Source organism: Pseudomonas sp. LBUM1641 (assembly GCF_059716235.1).
In genome coordinates this window covers 6821319-6845106 of record NZ_CP166815.1, presented here as the reverse complement: position 1 = coordinate 6845106, position 23788 = coordinate 6821319, and the positions used below count along the sequence as shown (strand labels likewise).

Genomic DNA, 23788 nt, shown 5'->3' with positions numbered 1-23788 from the left:
TACTGTCAACATGCCCTAGCGGCGGTAAGAGCAGAGGGCTAGTATGAGCCGCACCCACGTCAGCCAGGAGGTAAACCATGTCGGCCAAACAGAAGCCTGTAAATACCCCGTTGCATTTGCTCCAACAACTTTCGGGCAGCCTGCTCGAACATTTGGAAACTGCTTGTTCCCAAGCCTTGGCTGATGCTGAGAAGTTGCTCGCCAAGCTTGAAAAACAACGCGGCAAAGCTCAGGAAAAACTGCACAAATCCCGTACCAAACTGCAAGGTGCAGCGACCGCTGGCAAAGCCAAGGCACAAGCCAAAGCCAAGGACGCCGTCAAAGAACTTGAGGACTTGCTCGACGCCCTCAAGGATCGTCAATCCGAAACCCGCACCTACATTTCCCAACTCAAGCGTGATGCTTCCGAGAGCCTGAAACTGGCTCAGGGTGTTGGTCGTGTGAAGGAAGCTGTAGGCAAAGTGCTAAGCACCCGTGCTCCGGCTAAAGCTGTTGCAGCCAGCGCAGCGAAGAAGCCAGCCAGCAAAGCAGTCGCCGCCAAGGCACCTGCGAAAACTGCGGCAAAACCTGCGGCAAAAGCACCGGCTAAATCGGCTGCCAAGCCGACTGCTAAAACTGCTGCTGCAAAACCAGCTGCCAAGCCAGCTGCTAAAACGGCTGCTGCGAAACCAGCCGCCAAGCCAGCTGCTAAAACGGCTGCTGCGAAACCAGCCGCCAAGGCAGCTGCTAAAACTGCTGCTGCGAAACCAGCCGCCAAGCCAGCCGCTAAAACTGCTGCTGCAAAACCAGCCGCCAAGCCAGCTGCTAAAACTGCTGCTGCAAAACCAGCCGCCAAGCCAGCTGCTAAAACCGCTGCTGCAAAACCAGCCGCCAAGCCAGCTGCTAAAACTGCTGCTGCAAAACCAGCCGCCAAGCCAGCTGCTAAAACTGCTGCCGCAAAACCAGCCGCCAAGCCAGTTGCTAAACCTGCTGCTGCCAAACCAGCTGCCAAGCCAGCCGCTAAACCTGCTGCTGCGAAACCAGCCGCGAAGCCAGCTGCTAAAACCGCTGCTGCAAAACCAGCCGCCAAGCCAGCTGCTAAACCTGCTGCTGCAAAACCAGCTGCCAAGCCAGCCGCTAAACCTGCTGCTGCAAAGCCAGCCGCAAAACCAGCAGCTGCCAAGCCTGCACCGGCCAAACCAGCTACCCCAGCTGCAAAGCCTGCGACACCTGCCGCACCGGCTGCCAGCACCGCAGCGCCAACCGCTCCGGCCAGCAGCACGCCTGCACCGGCAGCGCCAAGCGTCACCCCAACCAGCGCTTCCTAAGTGCTGGTGACTGCGGCGCGCAGCTGATGCAGCGCGTCGTGGTCAAGGTTGGCGGTTTCGGCCGCCAGTCCTTCAAGCCACGCTTGAACGCCCGCCTCGGCCATCGGCCAACCCTGCGCAACGCCTTCCAGGCGCGATAACAGCAGCCGCTCAGCTTCCTGCTCCAGAGCCTTGACCCGTTCCCGTAACGCTCCCAGCTCAGCATCCTGCTGCGCCGTGGCCCGCCATTGCGTGCGCACTTGTCGCAGCGGCTCGACCACCTCCGCCTGCCACGGCTCGGCGACCTGCCGCAGTGCCTGCAAACGCGACGTTTCCGGCGCCACGCCACGCTGCTCCAGCCACAACCCGCACAACATCAGGCACACATCGGCCCCTTGCGCCTGCAGGCGCAGGCACGCGTCCTCGACGCCCGGGCGGGCGTAAGTCGAGAGGGCAAAGCTCCACAGGTCAGCGCACATATTCACACCCAAGCCAGCGGCCAACGAAGCTGGTAGACTCCGCCGCCATTATGATCCGACTTCAAAGCCTAACATTACAGCGTGGCCCGCAACGTCTTCTCGAAGACGCCGAGCTGACCCTGCACGCCGGTCACAAAGCCGGCCTGATCGGTGCCAACGGCGCCGGCAAATCCACGTTGTTCGCCTTGCTGCTGGGTGAGCTGACGCCTGATTCCGGGAACTGTCTGCTGCCGGCCGACTGGCGCATCGCCCATATGCGCCAAGAGATCGACACCCTCGACCGCATTGCGATCGACTACGTGCTCGATGGCGACCTGCGCCTGCGCCAGGTGCAACACGACCTCGCCGAGGCCGAGAAAGCCCAGGACGGCGCCGCACAGGCCCGCCTGCACTCGGAACTGGACAGCGCCGACGGCTACACCGCCGACGCCCGCGCCCGCAAGATGCTTGCCGGCCTTGGCTTTACCAACGAACAGATGGACCGCCCGGTCGCCGACTTCTCCGGCGGCTGGCGCATGCGCCTGAACCTGGCCCAGGCGCTGATGTGCCCCTCGGACCTGTTGCTGCTCGATGAACCGACCAACCACTTGGACCTCGATGCGATCCTGTGGCTGGAAGACTTCCTCAAAAGCTACCCGGGCACTTTGCTGCTGATTTCCCACGACCGGGATTTCCTCGACGCCGTGGTCGACAACATCGCCCACGTCGACCAGAAGAAAATCACCCTGTACCGCGGTGGCTACAGCGCCTTCGAACGCGCCCGTGCCGAACGCCTGGCCCAGCAACAGCAGGCCTACGAGAAGCAGCAGGCGCAACGTGCGCACATGGAAAGCTACATCGCCCGGTTCAAGGCCCAGGCCACCAAGGCCCGTCAGGCCCAGAGCCGAATCAAGGCCCTGGAGCGCATGGAAGAACTGTCGGCGGCCCACGTCGATTCACCGTTCGACTTTGTGTTCCGCGAGTCGGTGAAAATCTCCAGCCCGTTGCTGGATCTGTCCGACGCCCGCCTGGGTTATGGCGACAAGACCATCCTCGAGAAGGTCAAGTTGCAGCTCACCCCCGGCGCGCGGATCGGCCTGCTCGGCCCCAACGGTGCGGGCAAGTCGACACTGATCAAAAACCTCTCGGGCGAATTGCAGCCTTTGGCCGGTCGCCTGGTGCGCGGCGAGAACCTGGTGGTGGGCTACTTCGCCCAGCACCAGTTGGACTCACTCGACGCCAAGGCTAGCCCACTGCTGCACTTGCAGCGCCTGGCGCCGACCGAACGCGAGCAGACCCTGCGGGACTTCCTCGGTGGTTTCGACTTCCGCGGTGCGCGCATCGACGAGCCGGTGTTGAATTTCTCCGGTGGCGAAAAGGCCCGCCTGGCCCTGGCGTTGATCGCCTGGGACCGGCCAAACCTGTTGCTGCTTGACGAACCGACCAACCACCTCGACCTGGAAATGCGCCTGGCGCTGACCATGGCCCTGCAGGAATTCAGCGGCGCGGTGTTGGTGGTGTCTCACGATCGGCATTTGCTCAAGAGCACCACGGATAACTTCCTGCTGGTGGCTGACGGCAAGGTCGAGGAATTCGACGGCGACCTGGAAGACTACGCGCGCTGGCTGTCGGACTACCGCCTGCGCAACGCGCCGGTCAGCAACACGCCGGTCAACCCGGACAAGACCGACAAGAAGGCCCAGCGCCAGGCCGCTGCTGCATTGCGTCAGCAGCTGGCACCGCACAAGCGTGAAGCCGACAAGCTGGAAGCCGAGTTGGGCAAGATCCACGAGAAGCTGGCGAAGATCGAAACCAGCCTGGGTGACAGCGCCGTGTACGAGCCGGCCCGCAAGGATGAATTGCGCGACCTGCTGGCCGAACAGGCCAAGCTCAAGGTGCGTGAGGCACAGTTGGAGGAGACCTGGATGGAAGCCCTCGAACTGCTGGAATCCTTGCAAGCGGAGCTGGAGGCGCTGTCCTGATGGAAACGCTGCAACTGCCGCTGCCGGCCCAATGGATCGCGCCGATCTGGGTGGCCGTACAGATTTTGCTGATCTTGCTGGGCGGCTATCTCGCCCAGCGGTTCGTCGCCAAATGCCTGAACCGCCTTGGGGAACGTTATCCGTTCCCGCCGCAGTTGCTGATGCCCCTGCGCGGCGGCCTGCGCTGGCTGATCATGGGCAGTGCGCTGATCTTTGTGCTGGAGCGCCTGGGCGTGTCCGCCACGGTGCTGTGGACGGCGTTGTCGGGCTTTGTGGCGGTGGCTGCGGTGGCGTTCTTCGCCATGTGGTCGGTGTTGTCGAACCTGCTGTGCGCCATTCTGATCTTCACCGTTGGGCCGTTCCGCTTGGGCGACGTGGTCGAGTTGGTGGACACCGTCGACAAGCCCGGCGTCAAAGGCCGGGTGGTGGCGATCAATCTGCTCTACACCACGCTGATCGAAGTGGAAGAGGCCGGTACCGGCAGTGTCATGGTGCAAGTGCCCAACAGCCTGTTCTTCCAGCGTTCGGTGCGCCGTTGGCGCGACACAGACATTACCGGCCTGTAGGAGCGAGCTTGCTCGCTAAAAGCGTCAACGATGACGCAGCGCTTCCGGCAGTCCGTGGTGCCTGTGGGTTTTTCGCGAGCGAGCTCGCTCCTACAGCAAGAATTCTGTAGCCAGCCCTTATGTGTCGGAGTTAGCTTAGTGCCGACAACGAATTTGATACGAGGTGTGTAATGGCTCTCGACACATGGCTGGCCTTTTTCCTGGCCAGTTGGATCATCAGTCTCTCTCCTGGCGCCGGCGCCATTGCGTCGATGTCCAGCGGCCTGCAATACGGTTTCCTGCGCGGCTACTGGAATGCCCTGGGCCTGCAACTGGGCCTGGCGATGCAAATTGCCGTGGTCGCCGGCGGCCTGGGGGCGATTCTCGCGGCATCCTCCACTGCGTTCTACGCGATCAAATGGTTTGGCGTGGCGTACCTCGTGTACCTGGCCATCAAGCAATGGCGCGCGCTGCCAACTGACCTTAGCGATGACGCGGCGATCCGCCCGATCGGCAAGCCGATGGCGATGATGTTCCGTGGGTTTTTGGTCAACGCCAGCAACCCCAAGGCCCTGGTGTTCATGCTGGCGGTGCTGCCACAGTTCGTGAACCCACAGGCGCCGCTGCTGAACCAGTACCTGATCCTGGGTGCAACAATGATCTGCGTGGACATGATCGTGATGGCCGGCTACACCGGGCTGGCGTCGAAAGTGTTGCGCTTGCTGCGCACACCCAAGCAGCAGAAACGCATGAACCGCACGTTTGCCGGGCTGTTTGTTGGTGCGGCGGGCTTTCTCGCCAGCCTGCATCGCGCAACGGCGTAACTGACGAAACCGGATCAAAAATGTGGGAGCGTGCTTGCTCGCGAATGCGCTGGGTCAGTCAATACATCTGGTGACTGACACTCCGCATTCGTGAGCAAGCCCGCTCCCACATTGGTTTTGTGTTGCATGTACTTCCGGTGATCAGCGCAAGATCTTCGGCGCTTCATCCCGTGGCAGGTTATTGCGCAATGCAGGCTGCCCCGGTTGCTCCTGATAACCACCGCCAAGTTGTTCGGCCAACTGCCGCGCAACATCCTCGCCCAACGCCTTCGACACTTCCCGCACCACACGAGGCCGGTTCAGGCTCACGCGCACGTCACGGTTGTTCACCAGCTTGGTGTCCTGGCCTTCACCCATGGCCGTAAACGCCGAGGTGATCTCAAAGGTGCGGGTGTTGATCAGGCTGAAGTCTGCCACCAGCGTCAGGCCCAGCACCGCCGAATAACTGTTGGTGTGGTCCAGCGCGTTGACGTCCTGGGTGAAGTCGATGTCCGACAAGGTGCCGAACAACACGTAGTCCGCGCCCTTGAAGTTACCGGCCTTGATCCGCTTGATCACGTCATACACATCGCCCTTGGCGTCAGCGGTGTACGGCGTGCCCTGCACCAGCTGGAACTGCCGCGACTTGAGGATTTCACCCTTGATGTCGCCGCTGAACTTGCGCAGTTCGGTCTGCTCGATGTAGCTGTTGCGGCTCTCGTACTCGCTGTAACTCGAGCCGCCGCTGGCGCTATAGGCGCTGGCCTGGAAGTTGTTGCTGGCCGCGACCTGATGAATGTACTCCTCCACCCGGGCCTCGTAGGCCAGGTCGGTCACCGCGATCTTCGGTGCGGCCGAGGCGCCAAAGGCGCACAACAGGCCGATCATGCCGATCCATGCACGCATTGCTTAGCGCTCCGTGGTCTTGCGGATTTCTTTTTCGTCCATCCATTCGGCCAGGCCGCTTTCAACGTCAATCAGTTGCAGGCTGAACTTGTAGAACACGTCCTTGTAGTCCGAGCTGCGCTTGACGATGGAGCTGATGGAGCCTTCCAGACGGTACTTGGCGGCGACCATGTTGCCGGTCTTGCTGACGGTCGACTTCTTGTACAGGCCGCTCTGGTTCTGCAGCTTCAGTTGGTCGACCTGGCTTTGCATGTCGGTGTTGTCGCTGGCGAAGCGGGCGGTGCCGGTCTTCATCAGCTGGGTCTTGATCGACGTGGTGATCTCGCGGGTATCGATGTACTCGCTGGTCTTGTTCTTTACGTCATATACCTGCACCACCGGGCGGCCCTGGAGGATGCCGGACTGGGCCAGGGAGCGGGTCATGCTTTCGGCGATCATCTGCAGGTCGGTGGAACCGAACTCGTTGGTCACCAGTTCCACGGCCTTGCTGTCGCCGTAGCTGATGTTTTTACCGCCCAGTACCGGCGAGGTGTTGGCGCAGCCGCTGGCCAGAACGGCGACCACGGCGAGGAACGAGAAGCGTGCAAACATGGGGATGTCTCTCTGAAACTGAATGAGTGGGCGGATCAAGGCGTTTTCACTTCAAGGCGGAAGTCGGCAGCCTGGGGCAGGTTGGCGATGGCCGGCAGGAAGGTCGCCTGGTTTGCGTAGAGGTTCAGCACTTTCCAGGTTTCTTCGTCGCCCACCGGGAAGCCGTCGGCGCCCAGCCAGGCGAAGCGGTAATACATCATCTGGTTGCTGCTGGTGATATTGCTCAACTGCACCTTGGCGGTCAGGAAACCGTTTTCCCGGGCGACGCGGATCGCGCCGACGGCGATGCCCTTGAACTTGCCCATCACCACGATTTTGCTCGCGGCGCTGCCAGGTTCCGGCGGTGGCGGGGTGGCGCAACCGGCCAGCAGGATCAGCGCCAGGGCGCCGAGGATGAAATGACGCATAGCGTGCTCCTTAAGGTTGTTTGAGAGTGGCGACGGCCTGGGGCGGATTACTCTGAACCACATGGGCCGCAAGACCGCCGGTGAATACCTGGTTGCCGACCACGCGCAAGGTGATCACTTGGTAGCGCTGGTCGGCCTTGACCGTTACCAGCGTGCCGCCCAGGGCGTTGGGCAGGCTGACCTGGTGCTCGCCGTGCTTGAGGCGCAGGCGTGTCACTTGGGTCATGTCCGGCAGCGTGCGCCAGGTGCGGGTGTCGGCGCCTTCGGTGACGGCCGAAGCGATACCGAGTACCAGGCCCGCCATCGGGTTGGTCTTGTTCAGGTTGTTCTGGGTGACGCCGCGAGTGACGGCCCGCACGGTGGTGCGCAGGATGATGCCCGGCATGTCATCCCGCAGGGCGCGGCGGGACATGGCGGTGGTGCTGTTGAGGGCCGTGAGGTTCTGCTGCTGGCCATCGACCCCAATCTGCGCGAAGGTCGCGGTGGAGGTGTCGGGCTTGATCACCGGGAACGACAGCGGGGTGATCACCAGGTGGCCGTCGATGGGGATCGGCAACGGCAGGCGAATCGAGTCGCGGGCCGGTGCCAGGCCGCTTTGCACCACGATCAGCACGTCGGTCTCATCGGCACCGACTTTGGATTTATCCAGGTTGAGCAGCGCCTGTTCCAGCAGTGGGGTGTTGGGGCGCAGTTCGGCGGCCTTGCGGTAGCCCGGCGCGGCCAGGTCTTTTTCGCCCAGGGCTTCGTAGACGAAGCCGGCCAGGTAATGGCTGAACGCGCTCTGGTAGCTGTTCTTCAGGCCCACCACTTCCGGGGCGTTGAGGCTTTCCACCGGGTAGCCGCGCAGGTCCTTGAACTGGGTCGCGATGCCTTGGCGCTCGGCTTCGTTTTCGCTCTTGAGGTATTCCTTGTCCCGCAGGTCGGCAATCACCGCTTCGCGTTCGTGGGTCTTCTTGATCTCGGTGCGGGCGCCGTCGAAGTCATTCAGGGCCAGCAGGTTCAGGGCCATCTGCGTGGTGAGCATGACTTTTTCGTAGTCGTAGCCTTCGTAGCGGCGGACCTTGTCATTGACCAGAAAGGAGCCGAACTGCGCGAGGTACTTATCGGTGTCGAACTTGACCGACTCTTCCCACTTGTAGACTTGCAGGTCGGCGCTGCGCCAGGCGGTCTGGCTGCCGGTCAGGTCGCCCTTGGCCCGCAACAACTCGCCTTTTTCGAAGTAGTAGAGAAGGTCCTTGTCGTCGCCGGTGTTGTTCTTCTCAAGCAGGGTCAGCGCGCCGTCGACATTGCCGGTGGCCAACTGCTGATTGGTGGCTTGCAGCTCGGTGTCGTAGCTGCGGAACATCGAACAACCGGACAACAAGGTGACTGCTGCGAGCGCGAGCGAGGTAAAGGCGCGAGATGCCATCGAGGAGCTTCTTCCCTGAACGTAATCGGCCGAAGGTGCTGGTCGGACCGAATCACCAATGGCAGGAAGGCGCTGCATCCTGCCAATTCCTCATAAAAAGAGGAGCGAAAATGCCAGTTCGCAATAACGAAGGCGCGGCATTATAAGCCCGATTACTGGCAAAACAATGGCCTTTTGGCTCCATTCTCCGGTAATGAGGCCAGCATCAGCGTCTGGGTAAACCCAGCCCTTTATCACTAACAACTTGAGTCAAACCCCGTAAGGTTTGACAATGTGTTACTTCGTATTTCCATTTGAGATCCATTCATGATTGCCCCCTTCCGTTTTCTTGCCTGGCTGGTGCTGCCGGCGTTGATGTCGTGCAGTTTCAACCTGCTGGCGGCAACTGCCGAGGGCGCGCCCCAAGCCCTGCATTTACTGGACTACATCGGTGCGGACTACCCCCCGACAGTGGAGGCGGGCAAGGTTATCGATGATTCCGAATACCGTGAACAGGTAGAGTTTCTCGGGGTGTTGCAGGGGCTGGTGGCCGATCTACCGGAAAAGCCCGAGCGTGCCGAGCTGATAAAAGGCGTGGATGAACTGCTGGCTGCCGTAACGGCCCATCAGGATGGCGCGTTGGTTGCTCACCAGGCCCGGCAATTGGGCGCCAAGCTGGCGGTGGCATATGAAGTCAGCCAAGCGCCAGCCATTACGCCCGACCCGACTCGTGGTGCGCCGCTGTACGCGCAGAATTGCTCGGTGTGCCACGGCGCCGCGGGCGCCGGCGATGGCCCTGCCGCTGTCGGCATGACCCCGCCGCCAGCCAACCTGCGAGACGCTGCGCGCCTCGACCGACTGAGTCTCTACGCGATCTACAACACCCTTGGGCTGGGCGTCGAAGGCACCGACATGCCGTCTTTCGCCGATCAACTGGACGACCGCCAACGCTGGGACCTGGCCACCTATATCGCCGGCTTCACCGCCGACCCGGCTGCGGCGAAAAGCGAGAAGTCCTTCAACCTCGCTGACCTGGCGCGCCAAACCCCCAATGAAGTGCTCGCCGCCGAAGGCCCCGACGCGGTCGCCACCTTCCGTGCCCAGCGCGCCCAGCCGCCGCAGGTCAAGCGTGGCCCGGCGCAGTTGCTCGATTACACCGCGACCACCCTCGACAAAAGCCTCGCCGCTTTCCGTAACGGTGAGCACGAGCAGGCCTACGACCTGTCGGTAGCGGCTTACCTGGAAGGTTTCGAGCTGGTTGAAAGCTCCCTCGATAACGTCGACGCCAACGTGCGCAAGGACACCGAAAAGGCCTTGATGGCCTACCGGCAGTCGTTGCAGGACGGCTTGCCGATCGAGCAAGTGCAGCAGCGCCTGGACGTGGCCAAGGGCAAGCTCACCGAGTCGGCCGGCCTGCTGGGCAGCGATGGCTTGAGCTGGTCCCTGAGTTATATCTCTGGTTTGTTGATCCTGCTGCGCGAAGGCCTGGAAGCAATCCTGGTGCTGGCGGCGATCCTCGCGTTCCTGCGTAACACCGGCCAGCAATCGGCGGTGCGCAGCGTTAACGTCGGCTGGGGCCTGGCGCTGTTGGCCGGCTTGGCCACCTGGGCGTTGGCGGCTTATGTGATTGACGTCAGCGGCGCCCAGCGCGAGTTGCTGGAAGGCTGCACGGCGCTGTTTGCCAGCGTGATGGTGCTGTGGCTCGGGGTGTGGATGCACGACCGCCGTCACGCAGCCGCCTGGCAGGACTACATCAAGAGCAGCCTGGTGGGCGGCGGCGGGCGCTTCGGCTTTGCGATGCTGGCGTTCTTCTCGGTGTACCGCGAGCTGTTCGAAGTGATCCTGTTCTACGAAACCCTGTGGTTGCAGGCAGGCCCAGCCGGGCACAACGCGGTATTGGCCGGAGGTGCCACGGCGCTGGTGCTGTTGGTGGGCCTGGCCTGGGTGATTCTGCGGGGCTCGGCGAAACTGCCGCTGGCGCTGTTCTTCGGTATCAACGCGGCATTGCTGTGTGCGTTGTCGGTGGTGTTCGCCGGGCATGGCGTCAAGGCGTTGCAGGAAGCCGGGATCTTTGGCACCCGGCCAGTGGCGTTCTTTGACTTCGACTGGCTGGGCATCCACGCCGATGCTTATTCGTTGAGTGCCCAGGCCGTGGCGATCCTGGCGATTGTGGTGCTGTACGGTCGCAGCCGGCTGGCTGAAAAGCGCCGGGTGGTGGCGTAACCATGCGCGTGTGGATCGATGCAGATGCTTGCCCACGGGCGGCCAAGGACCAGGTGGTGAAGTTCGCCCTCAAGCGCCAGTTCGAAGTGGTGCTGGTGGCCGGGCAGAGCCAGATCAAGCCGAGCTTTTCGTGTGTGAAGCTGATTGTGGTGCCCAGCGGTCCGGATGCGGCCGATGACTACCTGGTGGAGCACGCGGTGCCCGGCGAACTGGTGATCTGCAGCGATGTGCCGCTGGCCGACCGTTTGGTAAAGAACGGCGTGGCAGCGCTGGACCCGCGAGGCAAGGAGTTCAGCCCGCAGAACATGAGCGAGCGGCTGGCGGTGCGCAACCTGTTCACCGATCTGCGGGAGCAGGGGCAGATGGGCGGTGGCCCACTGCCCCATGGGGACAAGGACAAGCAGGCGTTTGCCAACTCACTGGATCGGATTCTGACGAGGCTGATGAAGGCCTAATCGTTCTCGTGGGTCAGCTCCAGCACTCGGTCCACCAGCTTGTTGATGCCTGACGCCACTTCGCTGATGCGCTTGCCCAGCATGTAGGCCGGGGTGCTCACCAGTTTGCGTGCCTTGTCTTCGACGATATCGTCCACCGCACACACCTGGTGGGTGGCGCCCATCTTGTCCATGGCCGCTGCCGTGTCGGCGTCGTTACCGATGGTGCAGGTCACGCCCGGGCCATAGATCTTCGCCGCCAAGGCTGGCGAGATGCAGATCAGCCCGACTGGCTTGCCCGCTTCGGCAAAGGCTTCGGCCAGTTCCAGCACCTGCGGGTTGACCGTGCACCCGGCGCCTTCCACGGCAAAGTTCGACAGGTTCTTTGCCGCGCCAAAACCGCCGGGCACGATCAGTGCGTCGAAGTCCTCGGCGTTGGCCTCACGAATGTCCTTCACCTCGCCACGGGCAATGCGCGCCGACTCCACCAGCACATTGCGCGACTCAGGCATTTCCTCGCCCGTCAGGTGATTGATCACATGCAGTTGGGCAATGTTCGGCGCAAAGCACTGCACCTCGGCGCCACGTTGGTCCAGACGCAGCAGGGTGATCACGCTTTCATGAACCTCGGCGCCGTCGTACACGCCACAGCCGGAAAGGATCACTGCAATCTTTTTGCTCATGGGCATTTCTCCTGATTCATGGCGTTAAATGTCTACCAATTTGTAACTCGATGCCAATGGGATATTTCGCGGTTACACCTAATCTTGATGTAACAATAATTGACCGGACTTGCCCATGGACTTCGTCCCTTACGCGGTACCGTTTTTCATTGCCTTGATCGTGGTCGAGCTGCTGGCCGACTACCGGCGTGGCCAACGCAACTACCGGGTGGCCGACGCCATCAACAGCCTCAGCACCGGCGTGCTGTCCACCACCACAGGGTTGCTGACCAAAGGTGTGGGCATCCTTACCTACGCCTTCGCGCTCAAGCACCTCGCGATCATCGAGCTGTCGGCCCAAAGCGTCTGGACCTGGGTGTTCGCCTTTGTGTTCTATGACTTCTGCTACTACTGGCTGCATCGTATGGGCCATGAGCGCAACATCCTCTGGGCCGCGCATTCGGTGCATCACCAGAGCGAGGACTACAACCTCAGCACTGCCTTGCGCCAAACAAGCACCGGCTTCCTGCTGAGCTGGATCTTCTACCTGCCGCTGGCCGTGTTGGGCGTGCCGCTGGTGGTGTTTATCAGTGTGGCTTCCCTCAACCTGCTGTATCAATTCTGGGTGCACACACGCCATGTGCCGAAGCTCGGCTGGTACGAGTGGTTTTTCGTTACGCCGTCCAATCATCGGGCCCACCATGCACAGAACGCTCTCTACATGGATCGCAACTACGGCGGGGTGTTCATTATTTGGGACCGCCTGTTCGGCTCCTTTCAGGAAGAAGACGATAACGAGCCGGTGATCTTTGGCGTGACCACGCCATTGGCCAGTTGGAACCCGCTGTGGGCCAACCTGCAGTTTTACGCGCAGTTGTGGAGTGATGCACGGCGTGCTGAGAGCTGGTGGGACAAGCTGCGCATCTGGTTCATGCGCACCGGCTGGCGTCCGGCGGATGTGGCGGCGAAGTACCCGATGGCCAAGCCGGACTTGAGCCAGTTCCGCAAGTTCGAGGTGCCGCTGGATGGGCGCCAACAGATTTACATCGCCCTGCAGTTTGCCGCGTACGTGGGCTTTGGCAGCTATTTGATGAATTTCGGCGAGGGCTTGCCGACCGCCGCCCTGGTGTTGGGCTGGAGCGCGATGGCGTTGGGGTTGTTCACCCTGGGGGTGGCGCTGGAGAATCGCCCGTGGGCGTTGAAGGCCGAGCTGGCACGCCTGGCGCTGAATGTGCCTTTGGTGTGGCTGGCGCCGCTGGTGGGGCTGTGGCCGGCCAGCTCGTTGGGCTGGCTGGGCCTGGTCAGTTACAGCTTGCTCAGCGGCATCGGCCTCTACTGTTGCAGAGACCGGCTTACTCGACTGGCGTCGTAGGCTTTTCGGTTTTTGCAGGTTCGCCTGCCGCCAGGCGAACCTTTTCCGCAGCGCAGGCTTCGCGGGTCAGGCGGGCGTTCTTGATGCGGCGGCGCAGCCACAAGCCCAAGCCCAGTAACAGCAGTGCGCCCAGCACCCACAGCTCATATTTCTTGACGCTGCCCAGCATGCCTTCCAGTACCGCGCCGAAATGGTAAGCCGCAGCCCCTAGCGCAGCGGCCCATACAGCTGCGCCAATTCCGTTCAGCAACAGGTAGCGGCCCGGCGGGTAGCCCGACAAACCGATGGCCACTGGCATCACCGTGCGCAAACCGTAGACAAAACGGAAGCTCAGCACCCAGATGTCCGGGTGCTTGCGGATGTGCTCCAGGGCCTTGTCACCCAGCAGTTGCCAGCGCGGCTTGCGTGCCAACAGTTTGCGGCCGTGCTTGCGCCCCAGGAAGTACCACAACTGGTCGCCGGCGTAGCTGCCGAAAAAGGCAACGACCACCACCAGGTTGATATCCATGTATCCACGGAACGCCAGGAAGCCTGCGAGAACCAGAATGGTTTCGCCTTCGAAGAAGGTGCCTAGGAACAGCGCAAAGTAGCCGAAGTCATGCAGAAATTGTTGAAGCATGGTCTGGGTGCTGGCGAAATGAACGCGCAGCCTACGCCTTCGCGAACATTCATGAAAGTATCGAGATGTGTCACGAAGTGAACAATTCCTACATAAACGACGAATGCGACTACGGGTCGCATGCCGGTTGCCTTACGGTGCATGAGCTCACCACAACTGTAATTCCTTCGTCATAATGGCCGCTTATAACTGTCACGCTCGCCCGTCAAGCCGGGCTCAGGAGTCTGCCGTGAGCTTTACCCCCGCCAACCGCCTGTTTCCCGCCACCCGTCTGCGTCGCAACCGTCGCGATGATTTTTCCCGTCGCCTGGTGCGTGAAAACGTGCTGACGGTGAATGACCTGATCCTGCCGGTGTTTGTGCTGGACGGTGAAAATCGTCGGGAAGCGGTGGCGTCGATGCCGGGCGTGGAGCGCTTGACCCTTGATTTGTTGCTCGAAGAGGCCGCGAACTGGGTTGAACTGGGGATCCCGGCGCTGGCGCTGTTCCCGGTCACGCCGTCTGAACTCAAGTCCCTGGACGCCGCTGAAGCCTGGAACCCGGAGGGTATCGCCCAGCGCGCCACCCGCGCCTTGCGCGAACGCTTTCCGGAACTGGGAGTGATCACCGACGTGGCCCTGGACCCGTTCACCACCCACGGGCAGGATGGCATTCTCGACGAAGAAGGCTATGTTCAGAACGACATCACCGTTGATGCGCTGGTCAAGCAGGCCTTGTCCCACGCCGCAGCGGGCGCCCAGGTAGTGGCACCGTCTGACATGATGGACGGTCGCATCCAGGCGATTCGCGAAGCCCTGGAGCTGGCCGGCCACGTCAACGTGCGCATCATGGCTTACTCGGCCAAGTATGCCAGCGCCTATTACGGCCCGTTCCGCGATGCGGTGGGCTCGGCGCTGAACCTGGGCAAGGCCAACAAGGCCTCGTACCAGATGGACCCGGCCAACAGCCACGAAGCCCTGCACGAAGTGGCGGCGGACCTGGCTGAAGGTGCCGACATGGTCATGGTCAAGCCCGGGATGCCGTACCTCGACATCCTTTATCGGGTCAAAGAGGAATTCAAGGTGCCGACCTTTGTCTATCAGGTCAGCGGTGAATACGCCATGCACATGGCCGCGATCCAGAATGGTTGGTTGAGTGAAGGGGTGATCCTTGAATCCCTGACTGCCTTTAAACGTGCGGGTGCCGATGGCATCCTGACTTACTTCGCCGCCCGCGCCGCCCAATTGCTTAGAGAGCAACACTAGCCCTCACAGGAACACTCGATGAATACCGAAGGACTCACAGAAGTTGCCGTAAAAGACGCTCACCCGGTGGTTGAACAAGTCACCGAGACCCCGCCGGAGCTGGAGCCGGCACCGCCTGCCGTGGTGGCCGAAACGCCTGCCGCCGCACCGGTGCCGGTGGTTGCGATTCCCAACCTGGATGACAGCAGCCTGTACATCCATCGCGAGCTGTCACAACTGCAATTCAACATCCGCGTGCTGGAACAGGCGCTGGATGAGTCCTACCCGTTGCTGGAGCGGCTGAAGTTCCTGCTGATCTTCTCCAGCAACCTGGACGAGTTCTTCGAGATTCGTGTCGCCGGCCTCAAGAAGCAGATCACCTTCGCCCGTGAACAAGCCGGCGCCGACGGCCTGCAACCGCATCAGGCGCTGGCCCGCATCAGCGAGCTGGTGCACGGCCATGTGGACCGCCAATACGCGATCCTCAACGACATTCTGTTGCCGGAACTGGAAAAGCATCACGTCCGCTTCATCCGGCGCCGTCACTGGACCACCAAGATCAAGACCTGGGTGCGCCGCTTCTTTCGCGACGAAATCTCGCCGATCATCACCCCCATCGGTCTCGACCCGACGCACCCGTTCCCGCTGCTGGTGAACAAGAGCCTGAACTTCATCGTCGAGCTGGAAGGTATCGACGCCTTCGGTCGCGATTCCGGCTTGGCGATCATCCCGGCGCCGCGCTTGCTGCCACGGATCATCAAGGTACCGGAAGAAGTGGGGGGCGCTGGCGATAACTATGTATTCCTTTCGTCGATGATCCACGCCCACGCCGATGACCTGTTCCAGGGTATGAAGGTCAAGGGCTGCTACCAGTTCCGTCTGACCCGTAACGCCGACCTGGCGCTGGACTCCGAGGACGTCGAAGACTTGGCCCGCGCCCTGCGCGGCGAGCTGTTCTCCCGTCGCTACGGTGACGCGGTGCGCCTGGAAGTGGCCGATACCTGCCCGAAACACCTGTCCGACTACCTGCTCAAGCAGTTCAACCTGAGCGAGACCGAGCTTTACCAGGTCAACGGCCCGGTGAACCTGACGCGCCTGTTCAGCATCACTGGCCTGGACAGCCACCCGGAGCTGCAATACACGCCGTTCACCCCGCAGATCCCGAAACTGCTGCAGAACAGCGAGAACATCTTCAGTGTGGTGAGCAAGCAGGACATCCTGCTGCTGCACCCTTTCGAGTCCTTCACCCCGGTGGTCGACCTGCTGCGCCAGGCCGCCAAGGACCCGCATGTATTGGCCGTACGCCAAACCCTGTACCGCTCCGGCGCCAACTCCGAAATCGTCGATGCGCTGGTAGACGCCGCGCGTAACGGCAAGGAAGTGACGGCAGTGATCGAATTGCGGGCGCGGTTCGACGAAGAATCCAACCTGCAACTGGCCAGCCGCCTGCAAGCGGCCGGTGCGGTGGTGATCTATGGCGTGGTCGGCTTCAAGACCCACGCCAAGATGATGCTGATCCTGCGCCGTGAAGCCGGCGAGATTGTGCGTTACGCCCACTTGGGCACCGGCAACTACCACGCCGGCAATGCCAAGCTCTACACCGACTACAGCTTGCTGACCTCTGACGACGCCTTGTGTGAAGACGTCGGCAAGTTGTTCAGCCAGCTGATCGGCATGGGCAAGACGCTGCGCATGAAGAAGCTGCTGCACGCGCCGTTCACCCTGAAGAAGGGCATGCTCGACATGATTGCCCGCGAGACCCAGTTCGCCCTCGAAGGCAAGCCGGCGCACATCATCGCCAAGTTCAACTCGCTGACCGATCCGAAGATCATCCGCGCGCTGTACAAGGCCAGTCAGTCGGGTGTGCGTATTGATTTGGTGGTGCGTGGCATGTGCTGCCTGCGGCCGGGCATTGCCGGGGTCTCCCATAACATCCACGTGCGTTCGATCATCGGGCGCTTCCTGGAGCACACACGGGTGTTCTACTTCCTCAATGGCGGCGAGGAGCAGATGTTCCTCTCCAGCGCCGACTGGATGGAGCGCAACCTCGACAAGCGTGTGGAGACTTGCTTCCCGGTAGAAGGCAAGAAGCTGATCATGCGGGTCAAGAAGGAGCTGGAGAGTTACCTCACCGATAACACCCACAGCTGGAGCCTGCAGTCGGACGGGCGCTACGTGCGCAACACCCCGACCGGCAACCAGAACCCGCGCAGCGCCCAGGCGACGTTGCTGGAGAAGTTGGGCAGCCCGATTCTGCCGGTGAACTAAAAACCGACGCAGTCAAAAATGTGGGAGCGGGCTTGCTCGCGAAAGCGGTGGATCAGTCGATGAATCTGTTGACTGACACTCCGCCTTCGCGAGCAAGCCCGCTCCCACATTTGTTTTGTGGCGTTATATAGATCGTTTAGCGCACGTTCAGCGTCAACCCAACCCGCGTCAGCCATTCGGCTTCCTGGGCGAAATCCGCCTGGGTCAGCTGGTTTTCATCCAGCCAGTTCTTCGGGAATACCACGTCCAGGCTGTCGGCATTGGCGCGCAGCACCACCTGCGGCATTTCCTGGGTACCACGGATGTGGTGGAACAGGATCGCGAAGCGCAGCAGCGCACACAGGCGAATCAGCTTGATGCCGTCGGCGCCGAATTCGGCAAACTTGTCCCGGGGGATATTGCGGCGGTGGCCGCGTACCAGCAACGCGAGCATCTGCTGGTCTTCCCGAGAGAAACCCGCCAGGTCCGAGTGTTCGATCAGGTAGGCGCCGTGCTTGTGGTAATGGTAGTGGGCGATGTCCAGCCCCACTTCATGGACCTTGGCTGCCCAGCCCAGCAGTTCACGCCAGACGCCGTCTTCCAGGTCCCAGTCCTCGGCCACCTGGTCAAACGCGTGCAGCGCTTTGCGCTCAACCCGCGCCGCTTGTTCCAGGTCGACGTGGTAACGCTCCATCAACGAGCTGAGGGTGCGTTCACGGACGTCCTCGTGATGATGGCGGCCCAGCAGGTCGTACAGCACGCCTTCACGCAGGGCGCCGTCGCAGTGGTCCATGCGTTGCAGTTCGAGGGCGTCGAAAATAGCTTCGAGAATCGCCAGGCCCGCGGGGAAAATCGTGCGGCGGTCAGGCTTGATGCCGTCAAAATCGATCTTCTCGGCATCCCCCAGCTTGAACAGCTTGCGCTTGAGCCAGGCCAGGCCTTCGGCATTGACCTCGCCAGTGCCGTGGCCGCCGGCCTTGAGCGCCAGACCGATGGCGCGAATGGTACCGGACGAGCCGATGGCCTCATCCCAGGTCAGGCGGTGCAGGGCGTGCTCGATGCTCATGATCTCCAGCCGCGCCGCCGTATAAGCCTGGGCGTAGCGGGCCGGGGTGATCTTGCCATCCTTGAAATAGCGCTGGGTGTAGCTGACGCAGCCCATCTGCAGGCTTTCGCGCAGCAACGGTTCGAAACGCTGGCCAATGATGAACTCGGTACTGCCCCCGCCGATGTCGGCCACCAGGCGCTTGCCCGGTGTGTCGGCCAGGGTGTGGGACACGCCGAGGTAGATGAGGCGCGCTTCCTCACGGCCGGAGATGACTTCTACGGGGTGGCCGAGTATGTCCTCGGCACGGCGGATGAATTCGCCGCGGTTGCGGGCTTCGCGCAGGGCGTTGGTGCCGACGATCCGCACGGCGCCCGGGGGCATGCCGTTGATCAGTTGGGCAAAGCGCTTCAGGCAATCGAGCCCGCGCTGCATGGATTCTTCATTGAGCTGACGCTCATCGTCGATCCCGGCAGCCAGTTGCACTTTCTCGCCGAGCCGCTCAAGGATGCGGATTTCGCCGTTCTGGGCCTTGGCCACGACCATGTGAAAGCTGTTGGAGCCCAGGTCGATGGCGGCGATCAGGGACAGATTCTTGGCTTGGGATTGCGGCATGGTTAAGGGGTCTCGGTCGATAACCTCGACATCGTGCCACGATCAACCGCTGGCGCCAACGCGAAGTGCCAGAGTAATTTTTCCAGCATGGCTATGGGATGGGCGAGCTGCCGTTGTAGGAAATGATCGTTCACCTTGTATTACTAAGTTAATAGTTAATGTAATCCAAGTTTGTGAAAGCCAGCACTTACTGGGGTAGTTGATAGTTCCTACACGGTTTTATATTCATCCTGACCGATTTTGTGCTCGCTCGCACAACGGCGCCGGAAACTTCAAGGCGATAGAGCTGATGGTTCATACGAGGATTGCAATTTTTTCCGGCTTTATTGTGGAATTGATATGCCGATACTTCGATTCGGCGTTTGTGCCGTGGCGGTATTTATTTATGGGTCAGAACGTCGTGCAACATGAACTTACCCGCGTGGATGAGGGGCAGTGATCGTTTCTGGCCATCTGTAATTAGCCATATCTCATTGAAGGGTAAATATCTTATGAAGAAAAATGTTGCTGTATTGGTAGGCATGTTTGTAGCTGTTGCAGGTCTGAGCGCGCAAGCCGCCGATCTTCGTGTCAAGGGCACCATCGCGCCCAGCAGCTGCAGTTTCACAATTACTAACTCTGTTATTGATTACGGGGCTATCAATCCGAGTACCTTGAGCCCCACTAACTATACCAAGTTGGCCACCAAGACCACACCGTATGCAATCAGGTGCGGTAGCAATGTAAAGACCAAGGTCGGAATCAAGGCCGTGGATAACCGTGCCAGCAGCCGTATCTCGAACCTGATGGTCAGTCAGTTCGGTGCGCCTTACACCGATACCTATAACTACGGCTTGGGCACGACCGCAAGAGCGCAAAAAATAGGCGGTTACGTTGTGCATCTGCGTAATTCTGTCGCTGATGGCCGGGCGGTAAACGTTCTTACCAGTAGCAATAATGGTACGAGTTGGGTGCAGGGCGGGGCGGCTTTGGGGCAAGGCGCGAATATTGCCGCATGGCACACTGGCACCAATACGCCAATCCAACTGAATACACTGGCCGGGAATCTGGAAATTCAGGCAGTTATCAATAAAACCTCTGAACTTGATATGACGAGTCAAATCACTCTTGATGGTCAGGCGACCCTGGAACTGCGTTACCTCTAAGAATCATTTGAATTGAGTCGATGCAGGTTGGGGCTGGTAGTTGCTTGCCAAAGCTTGCGTCGACTGGTTTGTAATCTTGAGGTAATGGGAAGGTTGGTCAATGACTAAGTTGAGATTCAAAGTTCTTGCGCCTTTGTATATTTGTTTGAAAATGGTGTTTGCTGCTGATGTATGGGCAGATGGTATGCGTCCTGAAACAACCGTTATTGTGCTGAACGAGTCGGAGGGTGAAGTCAGCATCAACGTATCTAATACCGATGGAGGCCCCGCCTTACTTCATTCGACGATCGAAGATATTCCTGAGGACCTTGAGCCGTTGGTGCTTATAACGCCGCCTGTTGCACGAGTCGATGCAGGAGAGCAGCAGATGGTGAGGTTCCTGGCAATTGGCAAGGAGCCGCTCAAGACACAGCGTTTGAAGCGCGTGTCTTTCGAGGGCGTTCCTCAGACGCGACCCGGTTCGGGTGCGACCATCGGTATCAGCCTTCGGCAGAATTTGCCCCTGATCCTGCACCCCAAAGGCTTGCCTCGAAATGAAGCACCCTGGGAGCTACTGACCTGGCAACTGCAGGCCAGCACTCTGATCGTGCGCAACGACAGTCCGTATGTGGTCCGACTGGGCACTGAAGTGAAGGTCAATCCGCAAAAAATTCAAGCCATCCTTCCTCGCGCCTATATCTTGCCGGGCGAAGTGTTGAGGGTTGACCTGAAGAAGGCCTTACCGGACGCCACTTCAGTGACCCTCGAGCCGGCCACCATCTATGGATTTACCGTCGACAGCTACGACGCATTACTCCTAGCCAATGCGCCTTGACCGGTCATGAGAAAAGTCAAAAGAGTTCCCAGCGCAGTCAGTAAAAAGCTATCTAAAACCAAGCGTGACGATGAGCGATTCAGGCGTAATGGCCTGGTGTGTGTGGCGATCCTGTCGGGGATGGCTGAGCAGGCTTACGCTGCCCAGCCCGGCACCCAGTTGCTGGGGTTCGACCTGGCGACCTTACAGGCTCGCGGCATTGACCCCGGCGTCGCTCGTTATTTCCGTAGCGCTGCGCGTTTCACCGAAGGCGTGCGCGTTGTCGGGCTGACGGTGAATGGTGACCGGGTCGGGCTGGCGGATGTGCGTTTCAATCATGAAGGCGATTTGTGTTTCACCCGTGGTTTGCTCGACCGAGCGGGCTTGCAAGTGCCTTCCCGGGTACTGAACAAAGACGCAGCGGTTGACCAGGCTTGCCATGACTTTCTCTCTGAGTATCCCAATACGGTCGCAACGTTACGCCCGGGAAGCGAGGAAGTATTCCTGGTAGTGCCTACCCAGGCGTTGCGCGAACTGCAACGCGGGTCTGGCCACTACTCCCGGGGCGGTACCGCAGGGATGCTCAACTATGACCTGCAGGGCAGTAATAGCCATTCGCGGGAGGACACCAGCCGTTATTTCTCCGCTTCGACAGAAGCAGGGTTCAACTTCGGAGACTGGATTGCACGTAGTCGCCAGCTGTACGTCTCCAGCGATGGGCGCTCCACTACCGAGCATCTGTTTGCCTATGCGCAACGTGATTTAGTGCCATTGGCTTCTACGTTCCAAGTGGGGCAGATATCCGGCATCAGCCCGGTATTTGGCGGTGTGCAACTGTTGGGCGCGCAGTTGTTTCCCGACGGGATCGCGAGCAGTTCGAGCAGCGGTGGCGTGGTGGTCGAGGGTGTAGCCGTCAGCCAATCACGGGTTGAAGTGCGTCAATCAGGCGCCCTGATTTACACCACGGTGGTGCCCGAAGGCCCCTTTTCATTGAGCAATTTACCTTTGCTCAATGGCACAAGTGACCTTCAGGTCAGCGTCATCGATACACGAGGGGCACAACGTAGCTTCGTGGTACCGGCTGCGTCTTTTCGCGCGGCGGTACCGGTCAGGGCGGGTTATACGGCTGGGCTGGGCAAGGTGCGTGATGTGGACCGCAGTGGCGCCAAAGAGCCTGTGCTCGGAATGGCCAGCGGAACCTGGGCATTTGGCAAGAGCAGCGCCTTCAGCTCCGGGGTGCAGGGCACCGATAACTACAATTCGGTGGGCTTTGCGCTGGACACCGGCTTTGGCGAACGTTTTTCCCTGGGGCTGCGCAACAACCTTGCGCGGGACCGTAAGAAAAAGATCCAGGGCGCGCGCAATAGCGTTTCCGTGGGAAGCACGTTGCCTGGCAACGTACAGGTTTCGCTGAGCGCCACTACTCAAACCCCAGGCTATCGTGAGGTACTCGATACCGTGCGCACTGCCGCTGGCGAGGCCCGGGAAGCGCGGTTTAAAAGTCAGTACACCGCGGGCTTCAGTTGGGCTGCACGGGAGTTTGGCGAGTTTTCGTTGGGCTATTCCCGGGCGGCTCATTTCAATAGCAGGACCACCCAAAACGTCTACGGCTCATGGAGCAAGGACTTCAGGTACGCGAACGTGGGTGTGACGGTGGACTCGCAGGTGGGTACGTCGGGTGCTGCCCGGAGCGATAAGGAAGGCGTCGGGGTTCGCTTGCAGCTCACCGTGCCGCTGGGCCGCGAGCGGTCCCTCAGCTCTGTTGCACGACACCAAGGTCGTCGATCCAGTATTGGTACCACGTATAACGAACGTGTGGATGAGACCCTGAACTATGAGCTTCGTGGCGAGAGAGACTTAAGGGGCGATCATGAGCAGGCCGTGGGCGGCTGGGTTAATACGTTGTCGCGTTATACCCAGGTCGGTGCGGGCATTGATCGGGACGGCTCCAGTACACGCTACAGCGGGCAATTGCAGGGCGCCGTGGTTGCCCATGACCGGGGCGTGACCTTTACGCCGTATCGGGTCGAGGATACGTTCGGCGTTGCCTCGGCCGGGGATATTACCGGGGCTCGTATCAGCACTCCCCAAGGGCCTGTGTGGACTGATCGCTGGGGCATGGCGGTGCTTCCCGGGCTGCCCGCCTATCAAGTCAGCCAGCTTGAAATAGAAGGCAAGTCCTTGCCGCGGCAGGTGGATATCAAGAACGGTACGAAAGTGCTGGAGGCCGGGCGAGGTTCATTCAGCAAGGTCGACTTCGAGGTGGTTAAAGTTCGACGCGTGCTACTGAGGGCCACTGATACAGCTGGCGAGCCTCTGCCCCAGGGTGCATCGGTGTTGGGCGCAGGTAATGCATTCCTGACCAACGTAGTCGCAGACGGCATGATTTTCCTGAGCAATATCGATAGCGCGCAAACCCTCACGGTGTCATCGCCAAGCGGGGCTTTGTGCACACTTCAACTCGACCTGGCGGAGCAATCTTATGATGAGCGACCCTACGAAACCGCCTCAGCGACCTGCCGTTAAGGTAGGCGCTGCAGGCGTGCTGTCCTGCCTGTTGATGGCGGGCGAGGCCTATGCCGCAGAATGTCGTCTGTCGTTGAGCCGGCAAGAGGTTGATCTTGGCGCCTTGCGCCATGGTGGGCAGGCTGCTGCGCAAGGCGTACTTTTTGGTAAGCGCACGGTGCATTTGAATGTGGTGTGCCCGCAGGACACGCTCATCGCCCTGCGTTTTCGAGGCGTACCCGCTGTGGGCCAAGGCTTCAAGTTTGGCGAGCAGGGGTATTTCAACCTTAGCCTTCAGCAGGCGGTGCTGGACGGCAGGCCCGCGGAGTTGGCCCCGATGCATAATCGGGCCGAGCGAAGCGGCCAACTGCTGCCGGACCAGACCATGGTGGTGCTGGCAGCCGGACTGCCCGTCGTGGGTCGCGTGTTTTCGGCTCAGGTGCAGGTCGACACTTATCTCTTCGACACGACCACCGCCGTGCGCGACAAAACCGTGCTGGAGGGCGGTGGGCGTTTTGAGCTGGTGCCAGCTGGCTGACGG

At 60.7% G+C, this 23788-nt stretch carries 21 protein-coding genes; 13 read left to right on the top strand and 8 right to left on the bottom strand.

Annotated elements, in window-relative coordinates:
• Positions 1-77: 77 nt before the first annotated feature.
• Positions 78-1307 carry an AlgP family protein gene (locus ACA046_RS31640; protein ID WP_497675590.1) on the top strand — a complete coding sequence of 410 codons (1230 nt, stop codon included), beginning with the start codon at positions 78-80 and terminating at the stop codon, positions 1305-1307.
• On the opposite strand, the gene ACA046_RS31635 is transcribed toward ACA046_RS31640, so the two are convergent.
• Positions 1304-1765: a TIGR02444 family protein gene (locus tag ACA046_RS31635; protein WP_076013110.1), complete on the bottom strand. Its 462-nt coding sequence runs from the start codon at positions 1763-1765 to the stop codon at positions 1304-1306. The genes ACA046_RS31640 and ACA046_RS31635 overlap by 4 nt on opposite strands.
• Positions 1766-1815: 50 nt before the next feature.
• Between ACA046_RS31635 and ACA046_RS31630 the strand changes: the two genes are divergently transcribed.
• The 3 genes from ACA046_RS31630 to ACA046_RS31620 all read left to right on the top strand — a co-directional run bounded on the left by ACA046_RS31630 (position 1816) and on the right by ACA046_RS31620 (position 5095).
• Positions 1816-3726 carry an ATP-binding cassette domain-containing protein gene (locus ACA046_RS31630; RefSeq protein WP_076013109.1) on the top strand — a complete coding sequence of 637 codons (1911 nt, stop codon included), beginning with the start codon at positions 1816-1818 and terminating at the stop codon, positions 3724-3726.
• Entirely contained in the window at positions 3726-4292 is a 567-nt protein-coding gene (locus tag ACA046_RS31625; RefSeq protein ID WP_076013108.1) for a mechanosensitive ion channel family protein, read from the top strand. The genes ACA046_RS31630 and ACA046_RS31625 overlap by 1 nt, the downstream gene beginning before the upstream one ends.
• Before the next feature lie 170 nt (positions 4293-4462).
• On the top strand, positions 4463-5095 hold the full coding sequence (locus tag ACA046_RS31620; protein ID WP_003208844.1) for a LysE family transporter: 633 nt from the start codon (positions 4463-4465) through the stop codon (positions 5093-5095).
• 141 nt (positions 5096-5236) lie between these two features.
• On the opposite strand, the gene ACA046_RS31615 is transcribed toward ACA046_RS31620, so the two are convergent.
• The 4 genes from ACA046_RS31615 to ACA046_RS31600 are packed head-to-tail and all read right to left on the bottom strand — an operon-like array spanning position 5237 to position 8386.
• Positions 5237-5980, bottom strand: coding sequence for a penicillin-binding protein activator LpoB (locus ACA046_RS31615; protein WP_318303112.1), 744 nt, complete (start codon positions 5978-5980; stop codon positions 5237-5239).
• A gap of 3 nt (positions 5981-5983) precedes the next feature.
• Positions 5984-6571, bottom strand: a complete 588-nt coding sequence (lpoB, locus tag ACA046_RS31610; protein ID WP_459024614.1) for a penicillin-binding protein activator LpoB — start codon at positions 6569-6571, stop codon at positions 5984-5986.
• Between the two features lie 35 nt (positions 6572-6606).
• Entirely contained in the window at positions 6607-6978 is a 372-nt protein-coding gene (locus ACA046_RS31605; RefSeq protein ID WP_003214024.1) for a YcfL family putative periplasmic lipoprotein, read from the bottom strand.
• Between the two features lie 10 nt (positions 6979-6988).
• Entirely contained in the window at positions 6989-8386 is a 1398-nt protein-coding gene (locus ACA046_RS31600; RefSeq protein WP_497675589.1) for a COG3014 family protein, read from the bottom strand.
• A gap of 306 nt (positions 8387-8692) precedes the next feature.
• On the opposite strand from ACA046_RS31600, the gene ACA046_RS31595 reads away from it, so the two are divergent.
• Together ACA046_RS31595 and ACA046_RS31590 are read left to right on the top strand one after the other, a co-directional pair.
• Entirely contained in the window at positions 8693-10588 is a 1896-nt protein-coding gene (locus ACA046_RS31595) for an FTR1 family protein (protein WP_497675588.1), read from the top strand.
• Positions 10589-10590: 2 nt separating this feature from the next.
• Positions 10591-11043 (top strand): YaiI/YqxD family protein, encoded by a 453-nt coding sequence (locus tag ACA046_RS31590; RefSeq protein ID WP_497675587.1) that lies wholly within the window; start codon positions 10591-10593, stop codon positions 11041-11043.
• On the opposite strand, the gene elbB is transcribed toward ACA046_RS31590, so the two are convergent.
• Positions 11040-11705 carry an isoprenoid biosynthesis glyoxalase ElbB gene (gene elbB / locus ACA046_RS31585; protein ID WP_167664029.1) on the bottom strand — a complete coding sequence of 222 codons (666 nt, stop codon included), beginning with the start codon at positions 11703-11705 and terminating at the stop codon, positions 11040-11042. The two genes, ACA046_RS31590 and elbB, sit on opposite strands and share 4 nt — an antisense overlap.
• Before the next feature lie 115 nt (positions 11706-11820).
• Between elbB and ACA046_RS31580 the strand changes: the two genes are divergently transcribed.
• On the top strand, positions 11821-13056 hold the full coding sequence (locus tag ACA046_RS31580) for a sterol desaturase family protein (protein WP_497675586.1): 1236 nt from the start codon (positions 11821-11823) through the stop codon (positions 13054-13056).
• Here the strand turns inward: ACA046_RS31580 and ACA046_RS31575 are convergent.
• Entirely contained in the window at positions 13037-13675 is a 639-nt protein-coding gene (locus ACA046_RS31575; RefSeq protein WP_459024605.1) for a DedA family protein, read from the bottom strand. The genes ACA046_RS31580 and ACA046_RS31575 overlap by 20 nt on opposite strands.
• 229 nt (positions 13676-13904) lie before the next feature.
• Here ACA046_RS31575 and hemB point away from each other — a divergent pair, with 229 nt between their 5' ends.
• Positions 13905-14918 carry a porphobilinogen synthase gene (hemB, locus tag ACA046_RS31570; protein WP_167664031.1) on the top strand — a complete coding sequence of 338 codons (1014 nt, stop codon included), beginning with the start codon at positions 13905-13907 and terminating at the stop codon, positions 14916-14918.
• An 18-nt stretch (positions 14919-14936) separates the two neighbouring features.
• Entirely contained in the window at positions 14937-17165 is a 2229-nt protein-coding gene (ppk1, locus tag ACA046_RS31565; RefSeq protein WP_459024602.1) for a polyphosphate kinase 1, read from the top strand.
• Positions 17166-17301: 136 nt separating this feature from the next.
• On the opposite strand, the gene ppx is transcribed toward ppk1, so the two are convergent.
• Positions 17302-18804, bottom strand: coding sequence for an exopolyphosphatase (gene ppx, locus ACA046_RS31560; RefSeq protein WP_459024600.1), 1503 nt, complete (start codon positions 18802-18804; stop codon positions 17302-17304).
• A 491-nt stretch (positions 18805-19295) separates the two neighbouring features.
• On the opposite strand from ppx, the gene ACA046_RS31555 reads away from it, so the two are divergent.
• The 4 genes from ACA046_RS31555 to ACA046_RS31540 all read left to right on the top strand — a co-directional run bounded on the left by ACA046_RS31555 (position 19296) and on the right by ACA046_RS31540 (position 23785).
• Positions 19296-19949, top strand: coding sequence for a DUF1120 domain-containing protein (locus tag ACA046_RS31555; protein WP_497675585.1), 654 nt, complete (start codon positions 19296-19298; stop codon positions 19947-19949).
• A gap of 100 nt (positions 19950-20049) precedes the next feature.
• Entirely contained in the window at positions 20050-20763 is a 714-nt protein-coding gene (locus ACA046_RS31550) for a fimbria/pilus chaperone family protein (RefSeq protein WP_497675584.1), read from the top strand.
• A 6-nt stretch (positions 20764-20769) separates the two neighbouring features.
• The gene (locus ACA046_RS31545; protein WP_497675583.1) at positions 20770-23268 is read left to right on the top strand and encodes a fimbria/pilus outer membrane usher protein; all 2499 of its coding nucleotides are present in this window, start codon (positions 20770-20772) and stop codon (positions 23266-23268) included.
• A 16-nt stretch (positions 23269-23284) separates the two neighbouring features.
• On the top strand, positions 23285-23785 hold the full coding sequence (locus ACA046_RS31540) for a DUF1120 domain-containing protein (RefSeq protein ID WP_459024592.1): 501 nt from the start codon (positions 23285-23287) through the stop codon (positions 23783-23785).
• Positions 23786-23788: the final 3 nt, after the last annotated feature.